The organism is Mesorhizobium sp. LCM 4577 (assembly GCF_001854795.2).
Taxonomy (GTDB): Bacteria; Pseudomonadota; Alphaproteobacteria; order Rhizobiales; family Rhizobiaceae; genus Mesorhizobium; species Mesorhizobium plurifarium.
In genome coordinates this window covers 154,620-180,931 of sequence record NZ_MDDU01000005.1, presented here as the reverse complement: position 1 = coordinate 180,931, position 26,312 = coordinate 154,620, and the positions used below count along the sequence as shown (strand labels likewise).

Here is a 26,312-nt window from a genome sequence, read left to right as displayed (position 1 = left end):
TACCGATGCAGATCATCACCCCCGGCATGCGGTTGATTCCGGAAGCCGTGCTCGCCAACGACGCGGCGCTCTTCCGCACGATCCCGGAGACCCCTTCGCACGCGGACAAGTCACTGCACCGCGTCGTCATTGTGGGCGGCGGCGCCGGCGGCCTGGAGCTGGCGACACGCCTTGGCCGCAAGTTCGGCAACCGGCGGCTTTCCGTCACGCTTGTCGACCGTAACCGCACTCATATCTGGAAACCGCTTCTGCATGAGGTGGCATCCGGTGCCTTGAGCGCGTCGCACGACGCGGTTGAATACATCGCCCATGCCAGCCGCCATGGGTATCGATACCGCATTGGCGAGATCGTCGGCATCGATCGTGCCAAGCGCCAGGTTTTCGTCGCGCCCAGTTTCGACGACGACGGCCGCCAAGTCATACCGCCACGTGTTCTGGGTTACGACACGCTGGTCATGGCCGTGGGCAGCGTCAGCAACGATTTCGGCACACCGGGTGCCGCGCGCCACGCCATCTCGCTTGACACCGCCGAGCAGGCCGTCCGGTTCAACAAGCGCATGATCGACGCATGCCTGCGCGCCAACGCGCAATATGAGCAGCTGTCGCCGGGCCAACTCCATTGCGTCATCGTCGGCGCCGGCGCCACCGGCGTGGAACTGGCGGCGGAACTGCACAAGTCGATGCGCGAAATTGCGTCGCACAATCTCGACAATATCGATTTCGAAAGGCTGATCCGCATCACCATCGTCGAAGCAGGGCCGCGGATCCTGCCCGCGCTGCCTGAGCAAATGGCGAGCGCAACGGCACGCTTGCTGATCAAGCTGGGCGTCCAGATACGATGCGGGATCAAGGTCACCGAAGTGACCGAAGACGGTATTCGGCTTGGCGACAAGCTCTTTGTGCCTGCCGAACTGGTCGTCTGGGCGGCCGGAATCAAGGCGCCGGAATTCCTGAAAGGCCTCGATGGGCTCGAAACCGATCGCATCAATCGCCTGATCGTCGACGAAAACTTGCGCGCGGTGGGCGACGAGAATGTGTTCGCGATCGGTGACTGCGCGAACTGCGTGATTCCGGGCGAGGAAAGCGCCTTGCCGCCGCGTGCCCAAACGGCTCATCAGCAGGCAGATCACATGGCCAAGGTGATTGCAGCACGTCTCGCAGGGCGTGCCACGCCAGTGTATCGCTACCGTGACTACGGCTCGCTCGTTTCACTCGCCGACTACGGTGCGTTCGGCAGCCTGATCGGCGGACTAAAGATCGAAGGCCTTGTTGCTAGGCTCGTCTACCGCTCGCTGCACAAGATGCATCTCATGGCGGTGCACGGGCTCGCCAAGACAACGCTTGCTTCGATCGGCGAGATGGTCGTCAGGCGCGCGAGACCGCGAATCAAGCTTCACTGAGGTCGGCGGAGGCGCTGCGATGGAAAAGTATGACGTCGTTATCCTGGGCGGTGGCAATGCCGGCATGGGTGTCACGGTCGCGACGCGTGCCGCCGGGCTCTCCGTCGCCATGATCGAGGCTCGTGATCTTGGCGGCACATGCCCCAATCGCGGCTGCACGCCGAAGAAGGTGCTGGTTGCCGCGGCCCACGCGCTCGACGAGATCGCAAGAGCCGGCAATCATGCAATCGAGATCGAACCGCCGAGGCTCGATTGGCGAGCCTTGATCAAGCGGGAAAAGGGCATCATCGCGGATATCCCAGCCCGGCTGTCCGGATTGATGGCAAAGCGAGGCGTCGACGTCATCCACGGCGAGGCTGCATTTACGGCCAGCAATACCATCCGCGTCGGCACCCGAGAGATCGAGGCCAGAAACATCGTCATCGCCACCGGCTCGAAGCCGCGCCCGCTGTCGGTCCCCGGCGCAGAATTCCTGACCACATCCGACGATGTGCTGAGCGATCCTGTGTTGCCTCGCGCGGTGGTGTTCATTGGCGGCGGTGTTATCGCCTTCGAACTGGGCCACGTCTATGCGCGCGCCGGCGTCGGGGTCACTATCCTCGAGGCGCTGCCGCAACTTCTGGGAGGCTTCGACACTGATGCCGTTGCTCAACTCCGCGGCGAGAGCGAGCGCCTGGGCATTAGCATCCATACCAAGGCTTGGGTTAAAAAGATCGAAGAGGCCAACGGGCGACTGCGGGTGAGCTTTGCGAAGGATGGCGCCGAATGCAGCGTTGACGCGGATCGGGCCGTCAATTGCGCGGGGCGCGTAGCCAATGTCGAGGGCCTCGATCTCGGGGCGGGTGTCATTGTGCATCGCGAAGGCCGCATCGAGATCGACGAGCATCTGCGCTCGCGTTCCAATCCAGACGTCTATGTCTGCGGCGACGCCATGTGGAACTCGCCGCAGCTTTCGCCGGTGGCGACCTATGAAGGCGCGATCGTCGGTCGCAACATAGTCGACGGACCGAAGCATCGGCCGGACTACAGTCACATACCCGCGTCGCTCTACAGCATCCCGGCCGTGGCGGCCGTCGGCTTGACCGAGGCCCAGGCGAGGGAGCGCGGCTTCATGGTCAACGTCCACCTGAACGATATGCAGGGCTGGCTCTCCGCCAGGACTTACGCGGAGCCGGTCGCATGGTCGAAGATCATCGTCGAGGAAACGACAGGCAGGATCCTCGGAGCTCACCTGGTCGGGCATGCCGGCGAAGAGCTGATCCACATTTTTGCGCTCGCGATGAAGCACGGCATCACCGCGCGAGACCTCTCTGAGATGGTCTGCGCTTTCCCGACTTTTTCAGCGGATATCAGGAACATGGTGTAACGCTTCGGCCCGGGTCAGCGAAGCAGACGGAGGCACGGCATGTGTCGATGCACGCAGGGCATCAAAACCATGCAGGAAAAACATGGCAATTGCCGCGGGGTTACGGTGGTAGGCTATGCGGGACGTGTGAAAGTGCAGACATGGCCGCCGACGACCAGGCAATGACATTCGAGCAGTCCGTCCAGGCAGCCATCGAACTTGATGCGCCCCTCAATGAACGGCTGGCAGTCGTTGCCGCGGCGGTTCGCCGCCTAAACTCGGAATTCGCTGACGCGGTCGAGCGACTGGTGGACCGCCTTGAGAAGCAAGGTGCCGGCACAATGGCCCCCGCACCGGGCGAGACTATGCCTGGTTTCCTGTTGCCTGATGATCAGGGCAGGCTAGTCAGCCTCGCCGAGATTTTGGCCAAGGGGCCAGCCGTCATCACCTTTCAGCGCGGCCATTGGTGTCCGTATTGCCGCTTGAACGCCATCGGGATTGTCGAGGTGCACCGCGAGATCGCGGAAATGGGCGGACAGGTGGTCGCGATCATGCCGGAGCGACGCAAATTCGCCAAGGCGATGAAGGCTCTGGTCGGCGCACAGTTCCCATTCCTGATCGACATGGACAATGGATATGCATTGTCGCTCAACCTCGCGATCTGGGTCGGCGCCGAAATGGAAAGGCTCATGGGCCTGGGTCTCGACATCCCTAACTATCAGGGCAACAGCAGCTGGTTTATGCCCATTCCAGCCACCTTCATCGTCGGAACGGATGGGATCATCAGGGATCGCTTTGTCGATCCGGACTACCGCCGTCGCATGGACATCGACGACCTGATCGCTGCGCTCAGGCGGGCTCGCTGACGCCGAAGGACGACCAGTCGGCCGCCCTCAAAAGGTTGAGCAGGGTTGTCGCGACCGGCGAGCGATGCCTGCCGGCAACCGCATAAACCGAAACGATCCGCGACACGTCCAGATCGCGAAGTTTGAGCCGGCGTGTGGTCGGAGATCGCGGAGCAGTAAGGGTGACAAAGCCCACTCCGGCATTGGCCTCGAGCAGCGCGAGCAGATCCTGGTCCGTCTCGACTTCATGCGCGGTCCGAGGCGTATACCCCTTGGCGGAAAGGCAGCGCGCAAGCTCCTCGCTCGTCTCCCAATCGATCCGACTGAGCACAGGTTCGGCGGCGACCTGCGCCAGCGCGACATCAGCCTCATTTCGCCGGGCGAGCGGATGATCTGAATTTACGGCGAGCTCGATTGCTTCCTGGAACAGTGGCCATGTGTCCAGGCGATCCCAGGCCTGTCCGAGCGGACCGGCTATCGCCAGCTCCACTTCACCGCCTTTCAGCGCCTCTATCACAGCTGCCGGCGAGCCACGATGGATCTTGAGATGCACACCGGGATAGGCCCGGAAGAGCTCGGTGAACGGCGAAACCAGAAGCGCAATGTTGATGCTGTTGGAGATCGTGACGTTGAGCGGCGCAACATCACTGCTTTGCACGGCCTTGGCCAGCGACTTGGCGGAAGTGGCCGCATCATAGCATTGCTGCAACAAAGGCAGCATGCGGCGCCCGAGTTCCGTGAGATGCGAATGCTGACGCTCGCGCCGAAGAAGCTCTCCCCCTAGCTCCTCTTCAAGCGTCTTGATGGCACGCGTAAGGGCCGGCTGAGTAACGTTGCACTCCTCGGCCGCTCTCGTGAAATTCAACGTGTTAGACAGGGCCAGAAAATATCGGACCTGCTGCATCTCCATGAAATCTCGTCCCCTCAGCGAAATGGTTTATCAGCGACGGCGCATATTGCGAGACTAACCCAGTTGATCGCGTTGGGCAAAGTGGCGCGCATTGCGGACTAGGGGTGTGATACCGCTGGCCAGTGGCAGCGACTTATCATGACGAACCAAGTGACTTGCTCAACCAGTCGGCAAATCCTCTGGCCCGTTTGCTCGGCTGGCGCCCTGCCGGGAACAGAGCGTGGATGGGTATGGTCGGCAGCGGAAAATCCGGCAGCAGCTGGCGCAGGCGGCCGTCCTGGAGTTCTGCATTGAACATCCAGCCCGAACCGAATGCCACGCCAAGCCCAGCCACAACACATGCCGTAACCCCGGCCGAGCTCGAGACCCTGATACGAGGACTTTCGGGCAGCACAAAGCGGACCTGCGGATCGATCAGCTCCTGGAAGGTCGCGCCGGAACTGTCGGACGGTCCGAAGATCACTTGGTGCTGCGCCAACTCCGCAGGGCTACTTGGTTCGCCGTGACGGGCGATGTAGTCCGGCGCCGCGACGAGCAACCGAGGCGTCTGACCGACCTTGCGTGCCATCATGCTGGAACTGTCGAGCAGGCCAAGCCGTATCGCGACATCGGCACCCTCCTCAGCGAGACTGCGCCGGCGATCGTCCATCATCAACTCGACGGAAAGGTTGGGATGCTCGGCGAGAAGGCTGGGCAGGCGAGGAATGAGCGCGCGCACAGCAAAGGTTACCGACAACTCGACGCGCAGAACTCCGCGCAGCTCCTCATTGCCTGCTGCGGTGTCGGCCGCCGCCCCAAGATCTGCCAGCAGCGGCCGGATCTGGTCGAGGTAGACTTGCCCGGCCTCGGTCAGCCCGACCTTGCGGCTGGTGCGGATGAGCAGGCGGGCACCGATGCGCGCCTCAAGATCGTTCAGGATTCGCGACACGGACGGCTGCGACAGCCCGATCTCACGTGCGACCTGGGAAAGGTTTGCCCGTTCCGCAACCCGCACGAAAACCTCGAGCTCCTGCAGTCGATCAGCCATTCGTTTTCCGGATGATTGCTATGCTTTTTGGCAAGCTACCCCCCTTTCTGGAAATAGGCGAGGACATTCCGCCGCGAGCCACGCGGTCAAGATTTGGAGTGTCTCATGTCTCTTCAGGAAAAGCTCGATGCCTTCAAAGCCGACTTTGAAAGCAAGGCCCCCAAGCAAGCGCTTGAGGTCATGCACCGTGCAACCGCCGAGCTCATAGCATCGGGTCAGGCCGCCAAGGCCCTAAAGGCGGGCGCCGAAGCGCCAGCATTCACATTGCCGGAGGCTGATGGCGGATCTGTCGCATCCAGCGATCTGCTTACCCGCGGTCCCTTGGTGCTCAGTTTTTATCGCGGAGTCTGGTGCCCCTATTGCAACATCGAGCTTGCCGCCTTGCAGGAAGCTTGGCCGGCAATCCAGGCTACCGGGGCACAACTGGTTTCCATATCCCCGCAGTCGCTGGCGAACGGCCGCAAGGCCAAGCTCGACAAGCAGATAGCATTCCCGATGCTGAGCGACGCCGGCGGCAGGGTCGCCGATGCCTTCGGCTTGCGGTTTCGCCTGCCCGACGATCTGATCGGCTTGTATCGCGGCTTCGGCATCGACCTGCCGCTTATCAATGAGGATCGTTCCTGGACCTTGCCGATGCCTGCTCGCTTCGTGGTCGGGCAAGACGGCATCATCGCCTATGCCGAAGTCAGCCCGGACTACACCCGCAGACCCGACCCGGCCGACCTTCTTCCGGTGCTTAAGCGACTGCAGGGCTCTGTTGCTGCCTGAACCGATGGATATGGACCACATCGCGGCCTCCAACGTCACCGCAGCCAGTGCCACCCGGCGCTGGCTGATGTTGATCGTGGTCTCAATCGGCGCCTTCCTGCCGATGACGACATGGTTTTCCGCAACGGCGATCGCGCCGCAGCTGACGCGGCTGTGGGACCTTTCTCCGGCGCAGGGCGCGTGGATAACCGGTGCCGTGCAGATCGGCTTTGCCATCGGCGCGTTGGCCTCCAGCATGGCCGGCCTTCCGGACGTGTTTTCGCTTCGCAAGCTGATCGGCGTCAGTGCCTTGACGGCGGCCGCCGCCAACCTCTGCCTTTTGTTCGCGCCTTCCGTCGGCTTGATGCTGGTCGCCCGTTTTGTCACCGGCTTGGCCCTGGCGGGCGTGTATCCACCAGCGGTGAAACTGGTATCGACGTGGTTTAGTCGCGGACGGGGAAAGGCGCTTGGCGTCCTTCTTGCGGCACTAACGCTTGGTTCTGCCTTTCCTCATCTGGTATCAGCCCGAGTCGACGAATTGGCTTGGCAAAGCGTCATCTTGGCCACCTCTGTCGCAGCACTAATCGGCGCTTTGTTGATCCTTTGGCTGGGGGAGGAAGGACCCCATCCCTTCGCGAGATCGGCATTCGACCCTCGCCACATCAAAGCGCTGGTGCGCAACCGCGCTCTGATGCTCGCCAATCTTGGCTATCTCGGCCACATGTGGGAGCTTTACGCAATGTGGGGCTGGATGCTGGCTTACATCAGGGCAGGTGGCCCCGGCTTGGGCATTGGGGATCCTGGCGCTGCCTCCTTTCTGGCGTTCTTCGTCGTGGCGTCGGGTGGGATCGGCTCGATTGCCGGCGGCATCATGGCGGACCGCATTGGCCGCACCGCAACGGCGGCTGCAATGATGGTTGTATCCGGCTTCTGCGCACTGACGATCGGCCTGACCTTCGCCGGTCCGTTTTGGCTGTTCGCTATCGTTGCCATCGTGTGGGGAGCAACCGTCATCGGCGATTCCGCCCAATTCTCGGCCATGGCAACCGAACTGAGCGATCAACGCTACGTGGGCACAGCGCTTTCCCTGCAGCTAAGCTGCGGCATCGCACTCACCTTCTGCTCTATCCATCTGGTGTCATTCATGGCGGAGACGATAGGATGGCGCTGGAGTTTTTTGGTCCTGGCGCCTGGTCCGTTGCTCGGGGTTGTCGCGATGATAGCTCTTCGGCGAATGCCGAGCGCGCGGCCAATAGCGCATGGCCTTAGATAGAGGTTCGGTCCCGGCTTTTAGGGTCCTTTTATTGGCCTCAAAACGTTACAAAACATAGTATAAGCTACTGATTCATATGAATAATCCAGTTTTCTGATTGTTGCCGAGCATATCGATAAGGTCACGCGCTTGAGCTTCGGCGATGCCGGTCTCCCGTACGAGAAAAGCCCATCGCAGCCAAAGAGCTTGGCGACGGGCATCCCAAGAGCGGCGATCTCTGGAGGACATTAACCGCTCACTGCACAACCACCAAGCCGTGGTCCATTCCACAGCGCGACAATTTTCGCGTCCGAACTCGTATGTGCTTTCCAAATAGGTCGCACCGAGGCGGCGGGAAGATCGGAATCGCATGCAGCGGCATGTATTGTCTGTGATCTGGGTCCCTTGTGCGATGAGCGCCGCCTCGCCAAGAAAGACCGGAAACAGGTGTGAATTCCTGGCTACGGAAATTGTCCGACTTTTCGAGGAGGACACCCATCGACAAAACTGACCTGTTGCGAGCGCTTTCGAGGCGCCGCCCCTCTTCCTTTTGCACATCGTCTCGCTAAGCTCATAATCGCGAGCTTGCAGACTGAAGTCGTCCCTCTCCTTGGAACAGTGCTGCAGCTTCAACAGGGTCGGGTCGCCGCTTAGGCGATTCGACCCTCGTTTGCATTGGAAAGCGATTTTGATTGCTTGCCGGCCCTGCCAGGCCCTTGAAGCAGCTCGTCGCGGAAGATGAACAGAAACAGGTTGCCGCCCTTGCGCATGAGAGCCGGGAAAATCTGGGCCCGCGGCGAGCTAGGTCAGATGGATGAGTTCGTCCCGCGGCTGCTCATTTCTCGGTTCGAGATAACGCAACTCTGCAACCGAGGGTGCCTTCTCGACGAGCGTCGGCTCGTGCCCAGCCCTTCGCCATCCTATAGGCGAGCACCAGATCGACGACGCCCCAGGCGATTGACCGCGATCTTCACGGTCTTGCTCAACACGGGCCCGTAGAACTTGACGGGCGGACTTCTCGTTGTAAGTCCGCTGGCAGCTATTTTTCTACCTGCAGCTAAGCCGTGCTTGCTGGATCGGCAAACGGAACTCCAGGCTCACACACGTAAAAGAGCGTCATGCGCGCGGGTACGTCCCCCTTGTTGAACCCGGTCATGTTGACGCCGGCCGGCTCGATGAAAACCTGTCCTGCCTCGATTGCGACGGGTTTCCGTCCCTCGAGCTCCAGTGTGAAAGTGCCTTCGAGCATGTGAACTGTCACCGGAAACCGGTGTGAATGATGCGGTGTGACATCGCCCGGAAGCAGAGTTGCGGAGAGCACCCGCACCTCCTGGTCAGGTAAGTTGGGCATCCCGTGGACGATCTCGCGGTGGAGCGGCGTCAGCTTCGCGATTCCGCGGTCTTCGGCGCTCAAGGTGAGACCCACAGTCAATCCGGCTATCATGGTTTCGACGCTGCTCTTTGTGTGCATCTTTGCTCCCCTGTTGGCAGACACTAGAGTTGTGCCAAAGTTAGCAAGGCGACTATCCGGGCGGCAGCGGCGAGTTTGCCAAACCTGCGTGCAAAAACGCATAACAGTGCGATGTTCGACTGGAACGACCTGCGCCATCTCATTGCCGTGTCGCGCCATGGCAGCACTCTGGCTGCGGCAAAGGCGCTGGGCGTCAACCAATCTACGGTCCATCGAAGGCTGGCAGAACTCGAAAACCGAATTGGCCTGACGCTCGTCAAACGCTACCCGAGTGGCTACGGCTTGTCGGAACTCGGCGAGGCGGTCATCGACTACGTGCTTGCTGTGGAGGCTGCAGTCGACGCGCTTGAGCGTCAACTGCAAGCGTTGAAGCATGATCTCAAGGGTGTGATCCGTCTCACCTGTCCGGAGCCAACCGTATCGCGCATAGCAGCGACCGGCCTGCTGGACCGCTTCTATGAACGCTATCCAGGCCTCACTGTAGAGTTCGTCACCAGCGACCGGTATCTCGATCTCGGGAAAGGAGAGGCTGACGTTGCCTTCCGCTCGGGCGAGCCGGTAGACGAACGTCGGTCGCAAGATTTGCGATTCCGTTTGGGCGATCTATGCCAGCAGGACGTACGTCCAGGAGCACGGGCGCCCGATGAGCATCGGCGACCTGGCCAACCATGCAATGATCGGGTTCGATGGGATCATGCAGAACCATCGGGTTGCGAAATGGCTGCGGGTCGCGGTGCCTAGTGCGCGGATCGTCAACCGCAACACCAGCATGCTCGGCACCCTGTCGGCGGTGAAGGCAGGAATTGGGGTGGCGGCGCTGCCAACTACCCTCGGCGACGCGGAGGAAACACTCGTTCAGCTCCTTCCGCCGGTAGAGGAGCTCACGCGAAGCTGGTATTTGCTCACGCACCCGGATCTGCGCAAGACGCCTCGAATCGCCGCGTTCGTCGATCATGTACTTGATGACATACCGGCACTAAGGACTGCCTTGATCGGATGACGGCAGCTCGGGCCACCTCTTCCGGGCTTGGCCAGCCATCGTCGGAATAGCTGGGTTTTCAGGCCGTCGCTGCCGGACCCGCCCCCGTAATCGGGCCTTCGACCAAGTCGTCCGGTGTGATCTGCGCTTTCGGCCACGTCCATCTCGGCCTGACGCTGGCGCCGGTTGGCGGAGCGTGGTCGCGAATCTGTTGCCGGACGCGTTTGCGGGCGGGCGCACCGGGCCAACGACAGCGCGACCTTCGAAGAGGATCGCTTGCCGGGCACCAGAGTCGCGCCAGATACATACCTGTCGACTCTAGCTGTGCATATTGTAATGAGCCTTAAGATTGCGATCGGTCCGCCACGCCTGGCGATCAATCACGGCATCAACTTTTTGGTGACAGAGCAGGACGGTCAGATCGAATGGCCCACGCATCAAGGCCTCTACGCCTCCGACACTCGGCTCATATCCAGTTGGCAATTGTTCGCAAACGGAGAGAGCTGGGATCTGCTCAACTCCGGAAATATCGCCCATTTCGCAGCCAAGATTTATCTCGTTAACCGCGCCTTCGCGACTGAGGCCGGGCCGGTGCCGGCCGGCGACCTGGGGCTGATAGTCGGTCGCGCTCTCGACGAGGGAGGACTGCACGAGGATCTGGACCTTGTGAACTATGGTCGCGATACTATCCAGTTCAACCTGGAGCTCGGGATCCGGAGCGATTTCGCCGACCTGTTCGAGGTCAAGGCCGGCGCGATAGTGCGTCGTGGCAGGATAGTCACCGAATGGGACGACAGGAGTTCGCGGCTTCGGACATCTTACGTCAACCAAGATTTTCGGCGCGAAATCGCAATTGCCATTCGAAGAACGCTCACGAAGCCTGTCTACGCCAACGGGCGGATCAGCTTCGACATCAAGATTGAACCAGGCGCAACCTGGCATGCGTGCCTTCTGTATGACTTCGGAAACGATCAGACGACGTCTCATGCTCCTCGCACTTGTGTTGACCAATCCCTACAATCGAAGACCGCCAACCGAGTGGTGGACTGGAGCCGGAACGCGTCTGAGTTCAGCAGTTCGAACGACGAGTTTCGACAGTTGTATGTCCAGGCGATCGAGGACATGGCGGCACTGCGCCTTCCGATCGAGGGCACCGATGAATTGGAATATGTTCCGGCTGCGGGTTTGCCCTGGTTCATGGGTCTGTTCGGCCGCGACAGCCTGATCGCCTCGTTGCAAAATGCCCTGGTGTATCCCGACTTTGCCCGGGGTGCGCTGGACGTGTTGGGGCGATCTCAAGCCACGTCTCGCGACGACTACCGAGATGCGGAGCCCGGAAAGATCATGCACGAGCTCCGGATAGGAGAGCTTGCGCATTTCCACCTCATTCCCCACACCCCCTACTACGGCACCGCCGACGCGACCCCTCTTTATCTGATCGTCCTCCACAATGCCTGGCGCTGTACGGGCGACGCCAGCCTGATCGATCGGCACTTGGAAACTGCCGAGAAATGCCTCGACTGGATCGACCGCTACGGCGATCGGGACGGGGACGGATTTCAGGAGTACGAAACGCGCTCGAAGCTCGGGTACGAGAACCAGAGTTGGAAAGATGCAGCCGAAGCAGTGGTCTACCCTGACGGCACTCCTGTCAAGGGACCCAAAGCCCTCTGCGAGTTGCAAGGTTATGTCTACGATGCATGGCAACGCATGGCTGAAATCTATGACGCCAAGGGCGACCACGATCCGGCCGCCAAGCTGAGAGCCAAGGCCAAGAGTTTGTTCGATCGCTTCAACGACGTTTTCTGGGACGAGGCTCTCGGGTTTTATGCTTTCGCGCTGGATGGAGACAAGAAGCCGGTTTTGAGCATCGCTTCCAATCCTGGCCATTGTCTCTGGTCGGGCATCGTCCCCCGGGAACGAGCAGCGAAGGTGGTAACGAGGCTGATGGAGCCAGATATGTGGAGCGGCTGGGGCATTCGCACGCTTTCAGACCGTCATCCTGCCTACAATCCCAATTCCTATCAGAATGGCTCTGTCTGGCCGCACGACAACGGTTTGATCGCACTGGGCTTCAGACGCTATGGCTTCTTTGAAGAAGCCGCCCGTATCGCCGGCGACGTCAGCGGAGCGGCGAGTTATTTCATGGAACATAGGATGCCGGAGCTCTATGCAGGATCAGCGCGAACGTCGACGACATTTCCAGTGCAGTATAAGAGGGCCAACGTGCCCCAGGCCTGGGCTGCGGGTTCCTGCTTTGCATTTCTACAGGCAATTATCGGCTTCCAGCCGGACGCGCCCAACGGCAAGCTCTACTTCGACCCCAAGTTGCCAGATTGGATGCCTGACCTCAGGCTGAAAAACATGCGCTTCGGAAAGCACCGGCTCGACATTCAATTCTGGCTGGAGAATTCCGCCACGCAGTGGAAGGTCACAGCTGGCGACCCCACGTTGGTGGTGGAGCGGAGCTGTGCAAGTTGCGACCAGCTTGACGTGAGCCGGACTCCCGGCGAATTGAGCGAGCCTGAGGCTAAGTATTAAAATGTCATCTGACGCCGAATCCACAGCTTGAACTGCTTTGCGCAACCCTTTGAAGGGTGGCCAACTGCTTGCGGGGCGACGGTCCGCAGGATCTGTTTGCTAAGAAGAGCTTGCCGGACGATCTGTAGAAGGTCCTTTCCGAACGGATAATGGACGCCGAACTGCGAAAGGATGGCTTTCCAGGCAAACCGCAGGCTCCAGATGCCGCGGCGCTGCCGCGCCAACGCGGGCAGTGGCCAGCTGGATCAACCGAGCCGGTGCTCGTCGTCGATCAGCTCGAGCCTGGATGGGGCAGCGTGACCCCATCGCCACAGAACGAGATTCAAGTCGCCGATTGCCGCGCCCTTGGCAAAGCTCGGCACGAGCAGGCCATTATAGCCTTGCGCGACCAGCTCACGGGCAAATCGCTGCGTATGCGCCTCGCCATGGTCTCTCATCTGATCGCGCCATGTCGGGTCGGCGAGGACGGTCGCATCAAGACCCATTGCTGCAAGAGCAGTGCCGTCGCCCGCATCGAAGACGGCCTCGATCTCGGCACGATAAGCGACCAGCGTCGTCGGCTGCAGATCGCCAACCTGGTTGGCTTCGCGCAAAGCCGTCAGGACCGAGGTCGATGCATAGAGCGCCGCCATGCCCTTGGGGTTGAAACGCCCTCCATAGAGTTCGGCACCGCGTCCCGACATGGGCTGGCGGGCATACACCGGATTCAGGGCGCGGTAGAGCCGGCCCGAATAGGTGATGGCGGCGATCGTCAGGCGTAAATCCCCGCATCGACCGCGTCGATGAAGTCGAGGACCTCATTGGCTCGGCCCTCTCGAACGAGCTGCATCGCCGTCTGCCCCGAAAATCCCGGCAGCGGCTCGGACCGATACCAGGCATAGGCCATGAGTGCGGAGCCAAATCGCGGCTCGACCTTGTTCACGATTTCCACCATTTCGCGCAGGCGACGCTGCGTCTTGTCTGAGCGCACCCGCTCCCGCCGCTGGACCGCGTCTTTGCCCAGACCAGCGGTGCGCGCAATCTCCTCGCTCGTGGTGCGGAAAGCGTCCGCAATCTTCTTGGGTGCGAACAACCCGTCATCCGCATATTGTGCTAGGTCCATCGCAGCAACTCCGTGCACTGCCAGAAACTATGACGCTATATAGCGTCAGCAATGCCGTTATTTCAAGAGCGGCGAGATCGACCGCTTCGATGACGAGCATATGTCGACCAAGCAGGAGCAGCAGAGCGATGCCAATGCTATCCGTTCAGCAATTCCGGCAGCGGAACGCACATCGGTCTTCCTCGTTTTTGGCTCTGAAGGGAACCATGAACGGAGACGAACGATGAGAAGGCTTTTGTTACCTGCAGTGGCAGGCGCGCTTGTCGCCTGGTCTGGCGCAGCTTTTGCCGACACTCCCGTATCCGCCGCGACAAACCTTAACGTTCGCGCCGGTCCGGGCTCGCAGTATCCGGTGATCGGCGTGTTGCGGGCGGGCCAGACGGCCACGCTGAACGGCTGCCTGCAAAACTCGAAATGGTGCACCGTCGCCGAGGCCGGCGGTCAAGGCTGGGTCTATTCCGATTACCTCACTGCAGAATTTGGCGGCAATCGGGTCGTCTTGACCGAGCGGCCGGCCAATTCCGGCATCGCGATCGTGAAAGCTCCTCGCGATCAAGCTAATGCCGCAGCAGTCGCCGGCGGCGCCACCGGAGCGATCGCCGGCGCTATCATCGGTGGTCCAGTTGGCGCTGCTGTGGGCGGCGCGGCGGGGATCGTCGGCGGCGGTGCGGCTGGCACCGTGATCACTCCCCCCGAACAGGTGCGCACTTATATCAGCGAGCATCGGGTCAAGCCTGTTTACCTTCAAGGAAAGGTTGTGACCGGCGCGACCCTGCCTGCGACGGTAGCCCTGCAGAAGATCCCAAACTACCGGTACCGATACGTCTATGTGAACGACCGACCGGTGCTGGTTGAGCCGTCGACGCGGCGCATCGTCTACGTGGAAGGCTGAACGTGCCAATCGGCAAACAAAATAGTGTGACAGCACAGGAGCGGTCTCGACCCCGAGCCGCCCGTGCTAGAGCTGAGAGGCTTTCATGGAAGAGGGCCGGTCGTTGCCCTAGCGGCCGGCCCGCTTTTCTTCGTCCACAATCTGCTATCCTCCCGCCAGCTCGCCACTGGGGGGCCCTCCTTGACGGAGCCGGGCTCGGAGGGTCGGGCCGTCAACACGATTCGGCCTCGTCTGTTTCACACAGGCCTTTGTGATTTCCCGCGACCCTTGACCCGACGGCGGGTGCTTGGGTTTAGAGTGGACTTGGGCTGGTGGACGTTCTCCCAAGGAAATTCCCTCTGGGAACGTCCCTTCCGGGCGAGTTCCGCCCATGAGACCGTCCTGCTGGATACGTCTGCACAAGGTCCACGCTTGACGAGTCTGCCCGGACCTTTCGGCAGTTGGACGCAAACTCGTAGGAACTGAATCCGGCTCGGCCCAGCAAAGCAAAACCCGCCGCAGCTAATGAGCGTACGCGACGGGCTTTTCTGCGACGGAGAGAGCAGCTACACCTCGGCGGATCGACTGCATCTTCTAAATCGCCACGCCGTGAATTCGTTCCAGATTGGGACACTTTTTTGATCGGCTTGGCCTTTCTGTTGACGTCCTAGCGACGGAATTCCTATCCTGACCACCAGCCGGCGCGCTTAGGTGTCCCTAAACTCCTTGGAAAAGCGCTGCGGGCTGTGAGGGTCGAGTCGCAGGGTAGACGATTCGGCCCTCATCCGATTTGATGATGATTGCCAACGACCCTCCGATATCATGAAAATCAGTCTCATTGCAGCGGCACCCCAACGCCCCCGCGTCTAGTCCCCGCCGCTGCAAAGCCCAAGCTCAAGCCCGGCAGCCCCCTGTCGGGCTTTTTCTTTTCATCGATTTTACGGAAACCAGATCAAGGTTCAGATGTTGCGGCAGACCGGGGCGCTGGATGGAGCCAGCCAATATCAGATGAGAACCAGACGACATCGCAGGCTCGTTGAACAAACCGGCATTACCGAGGCGCAAGCGCACGAACTTGCTCTCCAGATCGGTCTGAATTGGAACTCGCTGATGCGGGAGGCGAAGCTCATTGCGGCTGGGGCAAGGGCTGAGGTCGCCCGGATCGGGCACTGGCCGAGGATTGACGGCTCGGGGAACGGAACTCCTATGCTCACCACCAGTCCGCCATGCAGACTGGCTCTGCAACGTGCGGGGACCTAGCGCGCTTCGATCCTCAGCGCAGTCAGCGTCTGCGGCGTGATCGTCCCGGTGACCCTGAGCGAGTAGTCCGCCTGCATGCGCAACAGCCCGGCCCTCAATTCAGGATTCATCTCGCCGTCTATCTCGCCGCTGTAGTAGCCGAATGCGAGCAGGGCGAACTGGACCTCCTGGACGATCTCCTTGAACTTATAGGCATTGCCCGGGAGCGTCTTGAGCGGCGCAGGCGTCGGGGCGATCGCCGGAGTCTGGTAGCTCGGCGTCGGCGTCGAAGGGGCACTATACAACGGAGCCGGTTCGCTCGGCGCCGGCGGGACGTAGGAATAGCCGCCCGTCGACGACCTATGGCTCGAGTGCGAACTATGACTGCTGTGACTGCTGTGGCTTCGATGTCCGGCCAGCGTATACAGGTGGTCGAGCTTGAAGATGTCGAAGAGCGATTTCGTCTTTCCCACATCGCCGTCCAATGTTGGCTTGGTCGGCAGCGCCTGCGCATTGGCTGGCAAGAATCCCGCCGCGAGCAGCGAAGGTATCGCGAAAAGCCGCTTCTTCATTGGACAGCCCCCCATTTGCGGTATCCGTGGTTCGCCGGATGCCACTCGAAAAATCCGCCGCACCGAACCTTCACCGAGCATCCGTCACACCGCTCCCGGTACGCACGCTTCCAGTCGGAGATCGTGGCCGGCGCGAGATGTCGATATGGATCCGGTACGGTGCAGAGCGGGAAATTGTAAAGCCAGGCATCTATTCCCCGGCTCCGTACGAGATCGATCGAACGGCCGACGACGTCGAAGCCTTCCGAACTGTCATAGAAGAGGGTCTTCCAGTTCATGCGACCGAAGCCGATGTTCTCCATCTGCATGATTGCCCACGTCCGGATGAACGGCAGAGTGGCGGCGATGAAGCTTGCGAGTTTAGGCAGCTCGTCCGCATTCGGACGCATTAGCACGGTGCGGAGCTCTACCTGAGTGCCCAGGCGGCACATGAGCGCGAGATTCTCCAACAGCTGCTCGTGCGCGCCCGCCTTCGCTACGATCTCGTCATGAACGGCGGCATCGCGGGAATAGAGGGGTATACCCCAAACCACCCTGCCCCGATCGATACGGCTGATAGCTTCCCGGTCGCCTTCGCCGAAATGTTGGCCGTTCGTCAGGACATGGAAAGAAAGGTCCGGACGCGCGGCCAAGACCCGCTGCAAGAAATCGAAAAGCTGTCCCTTGAAAAGGGTTGGCTCACCGCCGGAAATGCCGATCGTTGCGCCTTCCGGAGCCAGCAACGCCGCGGTCTCGAAATATGGGAACAGGTCGACGTGGTGTCTCTTCGGCGGCTGGGAGCACATCAGGCAGACTTGGTCGCAGCGCTCCGTCACAAGGAACGTGTTGTGTTGCGACGAACTGCGGATGAGGCGATCCGCGGTTCCGCGCCGCGGGTTCACGAGCAGCACGTCTCCATCGACCTTGGCAGGATCGATGCCAAGAATTCGTATCGGACCGCCCTCGCCGACGTAGTGGGCGCCTTCCGGACCGATGCGGTCCAGCACCACGTCGAAAGGGCTCATTTGCTCACTCTTCTGTTCGCGGCCATCGGCCTCAAGCGAGCGAAGCCGGACCACAAAAGGCTGGTCAGCGTTTGCCTCCACCTTGATGCGCAAGGGTATCATTGGTGTGTCGACGCCATGCTGTCGTCCCAGCGGCCGAGCCCGAGCCAGGCGGCCAGGGAAGCGCGCGTCGGCTCGTCATTTCGGTAGAGGACCTCGAAGACCTTGTCGAAGAGCGACAAGTGGCGGCCGCAGAACCATGTGTCAGGCCGCGGAACGTCAATCCGGCCATACCGGGAGATGTCGTCGATCACGTCAGTGCCGCAGAACGGCTGGAAGGCGCAGTGGACGCAATCCGGATCGAAGTGGTTGAATGCCGCCGAATTGAGAAGGTCGACCTTCGCCCGGTCGATGCCAGTTCCGATGTCACCAATGCTGAGATCGATGTGGCCGATCCTGGACAGCATCCGGGCTTCGTCAGTCGGATAGAAACGGCCATCGTGATCTATCACGACATAGTCGGAGGCGAAGAAGTTCGGGTTGCGTATGTCGACATGGTTGTCGGCATCGAACCGGAGCACACGCTTCAGGCACTGGCTGAAGTAGTACTCTTCCATGAAGCGCCCGGTCCGATGGTTGCGGGCGATGAGGAGGTCGATGAACTCGGAATGGAGACGATTCCAGCGCGCGAGGACGTTGTCGCCTTGCTGAATCTTGCGCGCGAACCCTTGATGGTTCATTGGGCGCAAATAAACGGATCTGATTCGATAGCGCTCGTAATTGTCCAGCAGCGCGTTGAAATCGGGCGGGTTGGCGACATCCACCGTGGGCAGGGCCGAGATCTTCCCTTCCGGATAGCGGGAAACGGCCGCTTCGAGATTTCGAAAGAAAACATCGTTGACCGCACTGTTGTGGGTCCGCTGACGCTCATGCGTCGCCCGGTCTCCGTCCAGCGAGGTACTGATGAATGTGTCATCCGCATCCAGGAAAGCCCATGCACGCTCGTCCAGTGCTTGCAGGTTCGTGCAGACGACGAATCGAGATTGCGGAAACCTTCCGCGGCAGAAATCCCGAACGGCCTCCAGGAGATCGATCCGCAGCAAGGGCTCGCCGCCCTGGAATTCGATCTTGACATCCGGACTGTCCAAGCGGCCGAGGAACGAAAGGACGCCGTCAAGGGTCTCGACCGACCAGTCGAAGCCGCGAGCCGTCTGGGCAACCCGGGAAACCTGGCAGTAACCGCAAGCAAGATTGCACCTAAGCGTCGGCACGAGGATGACGTAGTTCATTCTCGTCGGCCTCGCCTGCCGCCGCGCCCACCTGTAGGCGAACGATGTCCAGGGGAGATCGAACTCCCGATCGAAACCGTGATTGCCTTCCCTGAGAAAGCTTTCGTCGACGGTAGTCAGGCTATCGGCGGCGTAGCGATCCAGGAAGCCGTGGCTCGACCTGAAAAATCCGCCTGCATCGTCGCAGAACAATACCGAACCGTCCGGCATGTCGCGGAACTTCAGCGGCCAGACGTTCATCGGGTCGTGACCGCGGCGACGAGCGCCTGGCGCAACGTCAGAGTTTCCGAATAGATTTTCTCGCGATAGACGAAGTGCAGAACATCTTTGCGAAACTGATCTTCGGCAAAGCAGCCGGATGACCTTACTGAGATTTCACCGTCTTGCCTCGCGATGCGGCAAGCGGGGTAAAGTGCCCGCAGCCGAAGCATCGCGGCATCGGCATATTCCTCGAAGTGTGGCGGAATCTCCACCACAAAGTCGGCATCAGTAGCGTCTGGCAATTTCGTCATGTCCCCACCCGTGGAGATAATGCGCGGGTCGGAATAAACAATCAACGGGGTATTTGAGAGACGCTTTAAGAATCGATTTCACTTGCGGCGTTTTCGAATTCCCGGCTCCAGCCCGTACTTGCAAAGTCCGCTACAATACCCGTTTCAAGTATCAGCGTTCCAAACTAGGACGTCACAACGAGCTACCTGACGCTCCGGATCTCGATCGCTCTGACCGTGTTTGCCCAACCCGCCCTTCACGCCCTGTTGCCCAAGAACGCCGGCCGGAACAATCGAGCATACCGCCAGTTTGGGCAGCCCAATGCGCTTGAGGCAGACCACGGCCAACCAAATGGAGCATGTCATGAGACACCCTCGCTGCACGACGGCTGCGGCCGCCGTTCTTGTTTTCGCTACTTTCCCTGCTCTCGCCCAGACAAACGGAACCCCTGCCCCTACCCCGGCGACCGAACAGCCTGGCGCCGGACAGTTGCCGGATGCGAACGGGCAACCGGGAGGCCCAACGCGTGAAATGATCCGCCAGATGATTGACCAGGCCATCCAGGAGCGGATGCAGCAGGATCGAAGCTCTGAGGTCGCCAACAATCGTCAAGACGAGTATGACGACGCTCAGGACAGCGCAGATCGTCATGGCGCCCCGTGGCATAAAAACCGCTATGGCGGCCCGGCCGGCGAGCACAGGATGGCTGGACACCATGGCCCGCGTATGATGATGCGCGGGGCCGGAATGCGACTGATGTTCGCGTTCTTGGACACCAATGGCGACGGATCGTTGTCCGAGAACGAGGTTCAGGATGCTGTCGGGCGCATCTTCTCTGCAATCGACCAGAATGGCGACGGGAAGGTCGACATGGACGAGATCCAGTCCTTCTTGCACGGTTCTGGCGGCGAAGACATGCAGTAGGAGATCTGACGGCGACCAGGCCGAGACGGCTCTTCGCGAGGGAGTCGTGCCAGTCTCGTCATGCCCGAGTTAGGTCCTCACCTGAGCTTCACGTCCCGCGAAAGGGGACCTTGCAATGCCGAAATTCGTTACGAGTCCTGTATGGCGATCGGGCCGGATACGATCGCACGCTGCAATCCGTCAGGGATGCCGCCCATGAACAGGACGAGAGGTTGCGCTCGGAAGGCGCCCTGACAGGGAGGGCGGGGACGCCAGCGTGATCGAAGCTGCTGACCTGGGGCAACGCTATCGACAAAATCTCGCACGACCCCTGCTCTGTCGCGCACGGCGTCGTTGAGGTATGGCCATTCAAATAAAGCACATGGCAACACCTCAGGGAGCGGCGCCAACTGGCAAGCCGGCCCGCTTTCGGCGTCTCTGTAGCCAGAAAACCAGACCGAACAGGCAAAGCGCGGGAAGCACGAACCAGTAGCGCGATGGACGGTTGTTTGGCACCATCACCCCGGTGATTTCGTCACCGGGCTGCAGCCCGAACTTCGCCGCCTGGCTCCCGAGCCGCACGATGCCGACCGTCATGGTATCACCCAGCTCACTGACGCTCAGTCCAGCGTTCTCCAGCCGCTCCGTGGCATTCTTGCCTTCGGCGAGATCGAGCCTGACCAGCTTTTCGATCTCGTCGCCATTGATGTTGACCGTCTTCAACCTGAGGCGGACCGCCTGCCCCGCCGGCGTCGCATCAACAGTCCGGTTCAACTGCGACACCGGTTTTTCAACAAAGGGCTCATCGACCAGATCGAGCCAGTAGCCTGGCCGGAACAGCGTGAAGCAGATCAGCAAGAGGGCTATGGCCTCGTACCACCGATTTCGAACAAGGAACCAGTTCTGCGTCGCTGCAACGAAGGCGATCATTGCCAGCGCGGATGTACCCACGACGAGGACAAAATCCAGCGGTCCCTGCAGGTCGATCATAAGCAGGCCGTTGTTGAAGATGAAGATGAACGGCAACAGCCCCGTCCTGATTTCGTACTTGAATCCCTGAAAGCCGGTCTTCACCGGATCGGCGCCGGAAATCGCGGCGGCTGCGTATGCAGCAAGACCGACGGGGGGCGTCACGTCGGCCATCAGCCCGAAATAGAAGACAAAAAGGTGCACCGCTACCAACGGCACGGCCAGGTCGTTCTGCGCCGCCAGATTCACCATCACCGGAGCCATCAGCGTCGCCACGACGACGTAGCTTGCCGTGGTCGGCATGCCCATTCCCAGAATAAGGCAGATGACGGCGGTGAACAGCAGCATGACCATGAAGCTGCCGGCCGAGATGAATTCGACAAGCTCGGTCATTACCAGACCGACGCCGGTCAGGAGCACCGTGCCGACGATGATGCCGGCCGTTGCCGTGGCAATGCCGACCGTGGTCATATTGCGTGCGGCAGCCGACAGCCCCTCGATGAGATCGATGAAGCCTTCCCGCCAACGCGGCGCAAGCTGGCGCTCCTTGCGGAAGAACGCCGTCAACGGGCGCTGTGTGACGACCAGCGCCATCAGCGCGGCGGAACCCCAGAAGGCGGAGAGGCCCGGTGAAAGCTCTTCCACCATCAGGCACCAGATGAGGAGCACGACCGGCAGCAGGAAATGCAGCCCGGTTCGTGCCGTCTCGCCGAAATGGGGTATTTCCCGAATGTCGCCTTTGAGACTCTCCAGGGGCAGATCGGGATGCTTTGCCCTGTAGGCGACAAGGCCGACATAGACGACGACAAGGGCTGCGACGATCATCCATGTCGCGGCGCTGCCGAAGACGGTCTTTGTCCACCCGATGCCATAGTAGATCAGCCCGGCCAGGATCACGAACGCGCAAATGCCCATCAGCGAGCGCATGGCGCCTTGCAAGGCGGGATGACGGCTGCGCGACGGCAGGCCCTTCAGTCCCATCTTCATCGCTTCGATGTCGACGATGTAGAAGAGCGAGCCGTAGGTGAGCAAAGCTGGAAAGAAGGCGTGCTTGACCACCTCGGCATAGGAAATGCCCACATATTCGGCGATGAGAAAGGCGGCCGCCCCCATCACCGGCGGCATGATCTGGCCGTTGACACCGGCCGCGCATTCGATGGCGCCGGCCTTGACCGGCGTGTAGCCGACACGCTTCATCAGGGGAATCGTGAAGGTGCCGGTGGTGACGACATTGGCGATCGACGATCCGGAAATCATTCCCGTCAGGCCAGAGGCCACGACCCCGGCCTTGGCGGGGCCACCGCGATACTTGCCGAGGATCGAGAAGGCCAGCAGGATGAAGTAGCCACCTGCCCCCGCTCGTTCCAACAGCGTTCCAAACAGGACGAACATGAAAACGACATTGGTCGAGACGCCGAGGGCAACGCCGAACACGCCCTCCGAGGTGAGCCACATCTGCGAGGCAGCGCGCGACATAGTGGCGCCCTTGTGCGCCAGCAGGCCGGGCATGTAGGGACCAACGAAGATGTAGACCAGCATCAGCCCGGCTATGACGGTGATTGCCGGGCCGACCGCCCGCCGGGCAGCTTCCATCAGGACGACAATGCCAACGATGGAGATGATGAGGTCCGGCGTCGTGGGAAGCCCGGGCCGCGCTGCGATGTCGCTGTAGAATATGACGAGGTAGAGCGCTGCGGCGGCCCCGGCGACGGCCAGCACCCAGTCAGGGAGCGGAACACGACTGCGCGAGGAGCTTTTGAAGGCGGGAAACGTGACGAGTGCCAGAAACAGTGCGAAGGACAGGTGGATGGCGCGCGCGATCCCGTCGCTGACGACGCCGAAGCCAAGGATATAAGGGATCGGCGAAGAGTACCAAAGCTGGAACAACGACCAGGCCAGCGACACAGCCATAACAAGATACGCGGCGAGTCCCGTCGGCTTGCGCCCGCCAGTATCGGCCTCCGCCACGATCTCGTTGAGCTTGTCGAGGTCGACGTCTTCAGGCGCATCCGCCTGGCGGAACTGATCTGTCATCGCTCTCCCCTCGACCGAATTTTTTCATCCTGGTCGTTTCGTTTTGCAGCCGGGCTGCCGTCCAAGGCAGCCCGCCATGTCGAAGGTTCAGAGCCAGCCCTTCTCCTTGTAGTAACGCTCGGCGCCCGGATGCAGCGGCGCCGAAAGGCCGGCCTTGACCATCTCCTTCGGGTCGAGATTGGCGAAGGCGGGATGCAGCTTCTTGAAGTCGTCGAAATTCTCGAAAACCGCCTTGACCATTTCGTAGACCACGTCGTCTGGGGTCTTGGCGCTGGTCACTACGGTGGCGCGCACGCCGAACGTCGTCGTGGGATCTGGGTTGTTGGCATACATGCCGCCTGGAATGGTCGCGACGGAATAATAGKGATGCGCCTTGACGAGCGCGTCCACTGCGGGACCGGTCAGCGGAATGAGCTTGGCGCCGCAAGCCGTGGTCGGATCCTGGATCGCGGCGGACGGATGCCCAACGCCGTAGAAGAAGCCGTCGATCTTGTTGTCGCAAAGTGCGCTGCCCTGTTCGTCGGCCTTGAGCTCGGCGGCGAGCGAAAAGTCCTTCAGCGTCCAGCCCATCTGTTTCAGCAGCTCTTCCATCGAGGAGCGGGTGCCTGAGCCGGGATTGCCGACGTTGAAGCGCTTTCCCTTGAAATCCTCAAAGACCTTCACGCCGGCATCCGGACGCGCCAGCACGGTGAACGGTTCGGGGTGGACCGAAAAGACCGCGCGCAGGTCCTTGATTGCCTTGCCTTCGAAATTGCCGGCGCCGTTATAGGCCTGGAACTGAACGTCTGATTGGGCGAGCCCGAAATCGAGGTCGCCGGTAGCGATGGCGTTGACGTTGAAGACGGAGCCGCCGGTCGATTCGGTCGAGCAGCGTATGCCTGTCTTCTGCCGGTCCTTGTTCATGAGCCGGCAGATGGCGCCGCCCACGGCATAATAGACGCCGGTCACGCCGCCGGTGCCAATGGTGACGAATTTCTGCTCCGCGAACGAAGGTGTGGCCGCCAGCAGACATCCCGCCGTGGCGGCGGCTATCAACGTTTTCAGCAAATGACGCATTCGACTTCCTCCTGGTGGTGCCCCGGCCTTGCGCCGGGCTCTGGTCAGGCGCGCCCCGCCAAATCGGGAGCGCGCAAGGCTGCATGGACGGCATCGCCGAGCCGTTCGACGATGGCGTCGATCTCCTGGCTCGTGGAAATGAAGGGCGGCGCGAGCAGCACATGGTCACCGCGGGCGCCATCGATCGTGCCGCCCATCGGATAAACCATCAATCCGTTGTGCATCGCTTCGCGCTTGATGCGCGCGTTGAGTTTCAGCGCCGGATCGAAAGGCTCCTTCGAACCACGATCCGCCACGAGTTCGATCGCCTGGAACAGGCCGCGGCCACGAATGTCTCCGACATGATGATGATTACCGAAACGTTCCCTCAGGCGCCGCTCCAGATGCAGGCCCATCRCCCTGACGTTGTCGAGCAGATGGTCGCGGCGGATCACTTCCTGGACGGCAAGCCCAGCGGCCGCGGCCATCGGATGGCCCATATAGGTATGGCCGTGCTGAAAGAAGCCGGAGCCGTTCGCGAACGCATCGAAGACATGCCGGCCGAGCAGCACGGCGCCGATTGGCTGATAGCCTCCGCCGAGTCCCTTGGCGATGGTCAAGAGATCGGGAACGACGCCTTCCTGCTCACAGGCGTGGAGGGTGCCGGTGCGGCCCATGCCGCACATCACCTCGTCCAGGATGAGCAGGACGCCGTAGCGGTCGCATATCGCTCGGATGCGCTTGAAATAATCAGCCACCGGCGGCACGGCTCCGGCAGTCGCGCCGACCACCGTTTCGGCGACGAAGGCGATGACCTCGCCGGCGCCGAGTTCGAGTATCTTGTCCTCCAGGGCCTGCGCCGCCCGTGCCGCGTAGTCGGCGTCGCTTTCGCCAGGCAGCTGAGAGCGATAGGCGAAACATGGATCGATATGATGGGTCTCGATCAGCAGCGGCTGGAACTGTCGCCGCCGCCATTCATTGCCCCCCGCAGCGAGCGCGCCGAGTGTGTTGCCGTGATAACTCTGACGGCGGGCAATCACGTGGCGGCGCTGCGGCTCGCCTCTCTCGATGAAATACTGCCGCGCCATCTTCAGTGCGGCCTCGACAGCCTCTGATCCGCCGCTGACGAGATAGACATGGCTGATGCCAGCGGGGGCGTCTTCAACGAGGCGGTCGGCCAGCCGCTCGGCAATTTCGGTGGTGAAGAAACTGGTATGGGCATAGGCAATGCGGTCGAGCTGATCACGCAGCGCCGCGATGACATCCGGATGGCCATGGCCAAGGCACGAGACAGCCGCGCCGCCCGATGCATCGATGTAAGCGCGGCCGTCGCTGTCGAATATGCGGATGCCCTTGCCGCCCACTGCGGGGGGGAGCGAGCCTTTGACGGTGCGGTGGAGCAGATGGGTCATTTCTTGCCCAGACGCGGTTTGAGGTGAACGTTAAGCGCTGCGTGATGCTCATCGGTACGTCGCAGTTCCGCCAAGGCCTGCTCGCCGCCGTGGCCGGCAAGGAGCGCAGCCAGGATTTCCGCGACAGCAAAGGCCGGCGCCATGGTGTGGAAGAAGGACGGACTTTGCGTCGGGATGAGGATCACGTTCGTTGCGATCTGAGCGAGCGGCGCTAGCTCGCTATCCGTGATCGCAACGAGGGGGACACCGCGCCTGGCGGCATATTCGGCGATCTCCACCGTCTGGCGCGTGTAGGGGAGCACGCTCGCCACCAGCAGCACGTCGTCGGGGGTGGCGCGGCCTATCGCATCGGCGCCGGTTGCGGCCACGCCGTCGAGCAGCACCGATCGATCGCCGACGAGCGACAGGACGTAGTGCACGTGCCAGGCGACGGGGTGGCTGGAGCGCAGGCCGAGGCAATAGATCCGCCGCGCCGACGAGAGGCAACTCGCGGCCGCCACGATCTGATCCAGAACCTCCGGTCTCGAAAGCCGGTCGATATGGGCGGCGAGCGCATCCATCATCTCGGCTGCCTGGCCGCGATCGCCCCTGAGCTTCTGGCTGAGCACCTGGATTCCGGCTTTTCCGGCAAAGCCCTGGTATCCGCTCCGAACCGCTGCCGCGTAGGTGTCGCGTATGACGTCGTAGCCTTCGAAGCCGAGATGCTTGGCGAGACGCGTCATCGTGGCCGGCTGCACGCCTGCCTGCCGCGCCTGTTCGCGCATCGAAAGAAGCGCCACGTCGCTGGGATGATCGAGCATGTAGCGCGCTGCGGCCTGCAGCTGCGTCGACATGCCGTCGAACTCTGCGATGATGCGTTCCGTCAAAGGCCCCTGACCCATCAAGGCAGTCTGG

The 26,312-nt window shown here is 61.2% G+C and carries 22 protein-coding genes and 1 pseudogene; 10 read left to right on the top strand and 13 right to left on the bottom strand.

The genetic code is table 11. The annotated features are described in order from the left end of the window. The first annotated feature begins 5 nt into the window (after nucleotides 1–5). The 3 genes from LCM4577_RS10500 (at nucleotide 6) to LCM4577_RS10490 (ending at nucleotide 3,611) form a co-directional block, all read left to right on the top strand. The gene (locus LCM4577_RS10500) at nucleotides 6–1,400 is read left to right on the top strand and encodes an NAD(P)/FAD-dependent oxidoreductase (protein ID WP_244508282.1); all 1,395 of its coding nucleotides are present in this window, start codon (nucleotides 6–8) and stop codon (nucleotides 1,398–1,400) included. A gap of 19 nt (nucleotides 1,401–1,419) precedes the next feature. Further along, complete coding sequence (locus LCM4577_RS10495) at nucleotides 1,420–2,766, top strand: NAD(P)/FAD-dependent oxidoreductase (protein WP_041002658.1); 1,347 nt, start codon at nucleotides 1,420–1,422, stop codon at nucleotides 2,764–2,766. Between the two features lie 140 nt (nucleotides 2,767–2,906). After that, complete coding sequence (locus LCM4577_RS10490) at nucleotides 2,907–3,611, top strand: peroxiredoxin-like family protein (protein WP_052468674.1); 705 nt, start codon at nucleotides 2,907–2,909, stop codon at nucleotides 3,609–3,611. Here the strand turns inward: LCM4577_RS10490 and LCM4577_RS10485 are convergent. Next, complete coding sequence (locus tag LCM4577_RS10485) at nucleotides 3,595–4,500, bottom strand: LysR family transcriptional regulator (RefSeq protein ID WP_041002656.1); 906 nt, start codon at nucleotides 4,498–4,500, stop codon at nucleotides 3,595–3,597. The two genes, LCM4577_RS10490 and LCM4577_RS10485, sit on opposite strands and share 17 nt — an antisense overlap. Nucleotides 4,501–4,636: 136 nt before the next feature. Continuing rightward, nucleotides 4,637–5,527, bottom strand: coding sequence for a LysR family transcriptional regulator (locus LCM4577_RS10480; protein WP_041002654.1), 891 nt, complete (start codon nucleotides 5,525–5,527; stop codon nucleotides 4,637–4,639). A gap of 105 nt (nucleotides 5,528–5,632) precedes the next feature. Between LCM4577_RS10480 and LCM4577_RS10475 the strand changes: the two genes are divergently transcribed. Both LCM4577_RS10475 and LCM4577_RS10470 read left to right on the top strand, forming a co-directional pair. Beyond that, nucleotides 5,633–6,295 carry a peroxiredoxin-like family protein gene (locus tag LCM4577_RS10475; protein WP_071071060.1) on the top strand — a complete coding sequence of 221 codons (663 nt, stop codon included), beginning with the start codon at nucleotides 5,633–5,635 and terminating at the stop codon, nucleotides 6,293–6,295. Then, nucleotides 6,285–7,547, top strand: a complete 1,263-nt coding sequence (locus LCM4577_RS10470) for an MFS transporter (protein ID WP_244508281.1) — start codon at nucleotides 6,285–6,287, stop codon at nucleotides 7,545–7,547. The genes LCM4577_RS10475 and LCM4577_RS10470 overlap by 11 nt, the downstream gene beginning before the upstream one ends. Before the next feature lie 1,036 nt (nucleotides 7,548–8,583). Here the strand turns inward: LCM4577_RS10470 and LCM4577_RS10465 are convergent. After that, complete coding sequence (locus LCM4577_RS10465; protein WP_371410042.1) at nucleotides 8,584–8,877, bottom strand: cupin domain-containing protein; 294 nt, start codon at nucleotides 8,875–8,877, stop codon at nucleotides 8,584–8,586. A gap of 231 nt (nucleotides 8,878–9,108) precedes the next feature. Here LCM4577_RS10465 and LCM4577_RS10460 point away from each other — a divergent pair. The 3 genes and pseudogenes from LCM4577_RS10460 to LCM4577_RS10450 all read left to right on the top strand — a co-directional run. Next, a pseudogene (locus tag LCM4577_RS10460) lies at nucleotides 9,109–9,507 on the top strand (LysR family transcriptional regulator); the annotation flags it as partial. Nucleotides 9,508–9,577: 70 nt separating this feature from the next. Continuing rightward, nucleotides 9,578–9,997, top strand: coding sequence for a LysR substrate-binding domain-containing protein (locus LCM4577_RS10455; protein ID WP_083354689.1), 420 nt, complete (start codon nucleotides 9,578–9,580; stop codon nucleotides 9,995–9,997). A gap of 315 nt (nucleotides 9,998–10,312) precedes the next feature. Next, nucleotides 10,313–12,517, top strand: coding sequence for a glycogen debranching N-terminal domain-containing protein (locus tag LCM4577_RS10450; RefSeq protein ID WP_052468671.1), 2,205 nt, complete (start codon nucleotides 10,313–10,315; stop codon nucleotides 12,515–12,517). Nucleotides 12,518–12,762: 245 nt separating this feature from the next. Here the strand turns inward: LCM4577_RS10450 and LCM4577_RS10445 are convergent, their stop codons facing one another. Beyond that, complete coding sequence (locus tag LCM4577_RS10445; RefSeq protein ID WP_041002648.1) at nucleotides 12,763–13,257, bottom strand: RES family NAD+ phosphorylase; 495 nt, start codon at nucleotides 13,255–13,257, stop codon at nucleotides 12,763–12,765. 11 nt (nucleotides 13,258–13,268) lie between these two features. Further along, nucleotides 13,269–13,619: an antitoxin Xre/MbcA/ParS toxin-binding domain-containing protein gene (locus LCM4577_RS10440; protein WP_041002646.1), complete on the bottom strand. Its 351-nt coding sequence runs from the start codon at nucleotides 13,617–13,619 to the stop codon at nucleotides 13,269–13,271. Nucleotides 13,620–13,842: 223 nt separating this feature from the next. Here LCM4577_RS10440 and LCM4577_RS10435 point away from each other — a divergent pair, with 223 nt between their 5' ends. Then, nucleotides 13,843–14,511, top strand: a complete 669-nt coding sequence (locus tag LCM4577_RS10435; RefSeq protein ID WP_041002644.1) for a DUF1236 domain-containing protein — start codon at nucleotides 13,843–13,845, stop codon at nucleotides 14,509–14,511. A gap of 1,235 nt (nucleotides 14,512–15,746) precedes the next feature. Here LCM4577_RS10435 and hxsA read toward each other — a convergent pair. Genes hxsA through LCM4577_RS10415 form a run of 4 tightly spaced genes read right to left on the bottom strand, consistent with a single transcriptional unit; the run spans nucleotide 15,747 to nucleotide 19,085 of the window. Then, entirely contained in the window at nucleotides 15,747–16,301 is a 555-nt protein-coding gene (hxsA, locus tag LCM4577_RS10430; RefSeq protein ID WP_071071054.1) for a His-Xaa-Ser repeat protein HxsA, read from the bottom strand. After that, nucleotides 16,298–17,407 (bottom strand): His-Xaa-Ser system radical SAM maturase HxsC, encoded by a 1,110-nt coding sequence (gene hxsC / locus LCM4577_RS10425; protein ID WP_071071052.1) that lies wholly within the window; start codon nucleotides 17,405–17,407, stop codon nucleotides 16,298–16,300. Before hxsC ends, hxsA begins: the two co-directional genes overlap by 4 nt. Next, nucleotides 17,404–18,813 (bottom strand): His-Xaa-Ser system radical SAM maturase HxsB, encoded by a 1,410-nt coding sequence (gene hxsB / locus LCM4577_RS10420; protein ID WP_071071050.1) that lies wholly within the window; start codon nucleotides 18,811–18,813, stop codon nucleotides 17,404–17,406. The genes hxsC and hxsB overlap by 4 nt, the downstream gene beginning before the upstream one ends. After that, a complete protein-coding gene (locus tag LCM4577_RS10415; protein WP_131803448.1) occupies nucleotides 18,810–19,085 on the bottom strand; it encodes a hypothetical protein in 276 nt (91 codons plus the stop codon). The genes hxsB and LCM4577_RS10415 overlap by 4 nt, the downstream gene beginning before the upstream one ends. A gap of 511 nt (nucleotides 19,086–19,596) precedes the next feature. Between LCM4577_RS10415 and LCM4577_RS10410 the strand changes: the two genes are divergently transcribed. After that, nucleotides 19,597–19,989: an EF-hand domain-containing protein gene (locus tag LCM4577_RS10410; RefSeq protein WP_244508280.1), complete on the top strand. Its 393-nt coding sequence runs from the start codon at nucleotides 19,597–19,599 to the stop codon at nucleotides 19,987–19,989. Nucleotides 19,990–20,361: 372 nt separating this feature from the next. Here the strand turns inward: LCM4577_RS10410 and LCM4577_RS10405 are convergent, their stop codons facing one another. The 4 genes from LCM4577_RS10405 to LCM4577_RS10390 form a co-directional block, all read right to left on the bottom strand. Then, nucleotides 20,362–22,971 (bottom strand): TRAP transporter permease, encoded by a 2,610-nt coding sequence (locus tag LCM4577_RS10405; RefSeq protein WP_071071048.1) that lies wholly within the window; start codon nucleotides 22,969–22,971, stop codon nucleotides 20,362–20,364. A gap of 87 nt (nucleotides 22,972–23,058) precedes the next feature. After that, nucleotides 23,059–24,027, bottom strand: a complete 969-nt coding sequence (locus LCM4577_RS10400; RefSeq protein WP_071071046.1) for a TAXI family TRAP transporter solute-binding subunit — start codon at nucleotides 24,025–24,027, stop codon at nucleotides 23,059–23,061. A 44-nt stretch (nucleotides 24,028–24,071) separates the two neighbouring features. Further along, nucleotides 24,072–25,418 (bottom strand): aspartate aminotransferase family protein, encoded by a 1,347-nt coding sequence (locus LCM4577_RS10395; protein WP_071071044.1) that lies wholly within the window; start codon nucleotides 25,416–25,418, stop codon nucleotides 24,072–24,074. After that, nucleotides 25,415–26,299 carry a MurR/RpiR family transcriptional regulator gene (locus LCM4577_RS10390; protein WP_071071042.1) on the bottom strand — a complete coding sequence of 295 codons (885 nt, stop codon included), beginning with the start codon at nucleotides 26,297–26,299 and terminating at the stop codon, nucleotides 25,415–25,417. The genes LCM4577_RS10395 and LCM4577_RS10390 overlap by 4 nt, the downstream gene beginning before the upstream one ends. Between the last annotated feature and the right edge of the window lie 13 nt (nucleotides 26,300–26,312).

Bases quoted from the DNA above. Each gene is read 5' to 3' on its own strand.
- LCM4577_RS10495 (WP_041002658.1), top strand. From the start codon at position 1,420: ATGGAAAAGTATGACGTCGTTATCCTGGGCGGTGGCAATGCCGGCATG.
- LCM4577_RS10440 (WP_041002646.1), bottom strand. From the start codon at position 13,619: ATGGACCTAGCACAATATGCGGATGACGGGTTGTTCGCACCCAAGAAG.
- LCM4577_RS10485 (WP_041002656.1), bottom strand. From the start codon at position 4,500: ATGGAGATGCAGCAGGTCCGATATTTTCTGGCCCTGTCTAACACGTTG.
- hxsB (WP_071071050.1), bottom strand. From the start codon at position 18,813: ATGAACGTCTGGCCGCTGAAGTTCCGCGACATGCCGGACGGTTCGGTA.
- hxsA (WP_071071054.1), bottom strand. From the start codon at position 16,301: ATGAAGAAGCGGCTTTTCGCGATACCTTCGCTGCTCGCGGCGGGATTC.
- LCM4577_RS10480 (WP_041002654.1), bottom strand. From the start codon at position 5,527: ATGGCTGATCGACTGCAGGAGCTCGAGGTTTTCGTGCGGGTTGCGGAA.
- LCM4577_RS10435 (WP_041002644.1), top strand. From the start codon at position 13,843: ATGAGAAGGCTTTTGTTACCTGCAGTGGCAGGCGCGCTTGTCGCCTGG.
- LCM4577_RS10500 (WP_244508282.1), top strand. From the start codon at position 6: ATGCAGATCATCACCCCCGGCATGCGGTTGATTCCGGAAGCCGTGCTC.
- LCM4577_RS10450 (WP_052468671.1), top strand. From the start codon at position 10,313: ATGAGCCTTAAGATTGCGATCGGTCCGCCACGCCTGGCGATCAATCAC.
- hxsC (WP_071071052.1), bottom strand. From the start codon at position 17,407: ATGATACCCTTGCGCATCAAGGTGGAGGCAAACGCTGACCAGCCTTTT.
- LCM4577_RS10465 (WP_371410042.1), bottom strand. From the start codon at position 8,877: ATGCCCAACTTACCTGACCAGGAGGTGCGGGTGCTCTCCGCAACTCTG.
- LCM4577_RS10475 (WP_071071060.1), top strand. From the start codon at position 5,633: ATGTCTCTTCAGGAAAAGCTCGATGCCTTCAAAGCCGACTTTGAAAGC.
- LCM4577_RS10405 (WP_071071048.1), bottom strand. From the start codon at position 22,971: ATGACAGATCAGTTCCGCCAGGCGGATGCGCCTGAAGACGTCGACCTC.
- LCM4577_RS10490 (WP_052468674.1), top strand. From the start codon at position 2,907: ATGGCCGCCGACGACCAGGCAATGACATTCGAGCAGTCCGTCCAGGCA.
- LCM4577_RS10415 (WP_131803448.1), bottom strand. From the start codon at position 19,085: ATGACGAAATTGCCAGACGCTACTGATGCCGACTTTGTGGTGGAGATT.
- LCM4577_RS10390 (WP_071071042.1), bottom strand. From the start codon at position 26,299: ATGGGTCAGGGGCCTTTGACGGAACGCATCATCGCAGAGTTCGACGGC.
- LCM4577_RS10410 (WP_244508280.1), top strand. From the start codon at position 19,597: ATGATCCGCCAGATGATTGACCAGGCCATCCAGGAGCGGATGCAGCAG.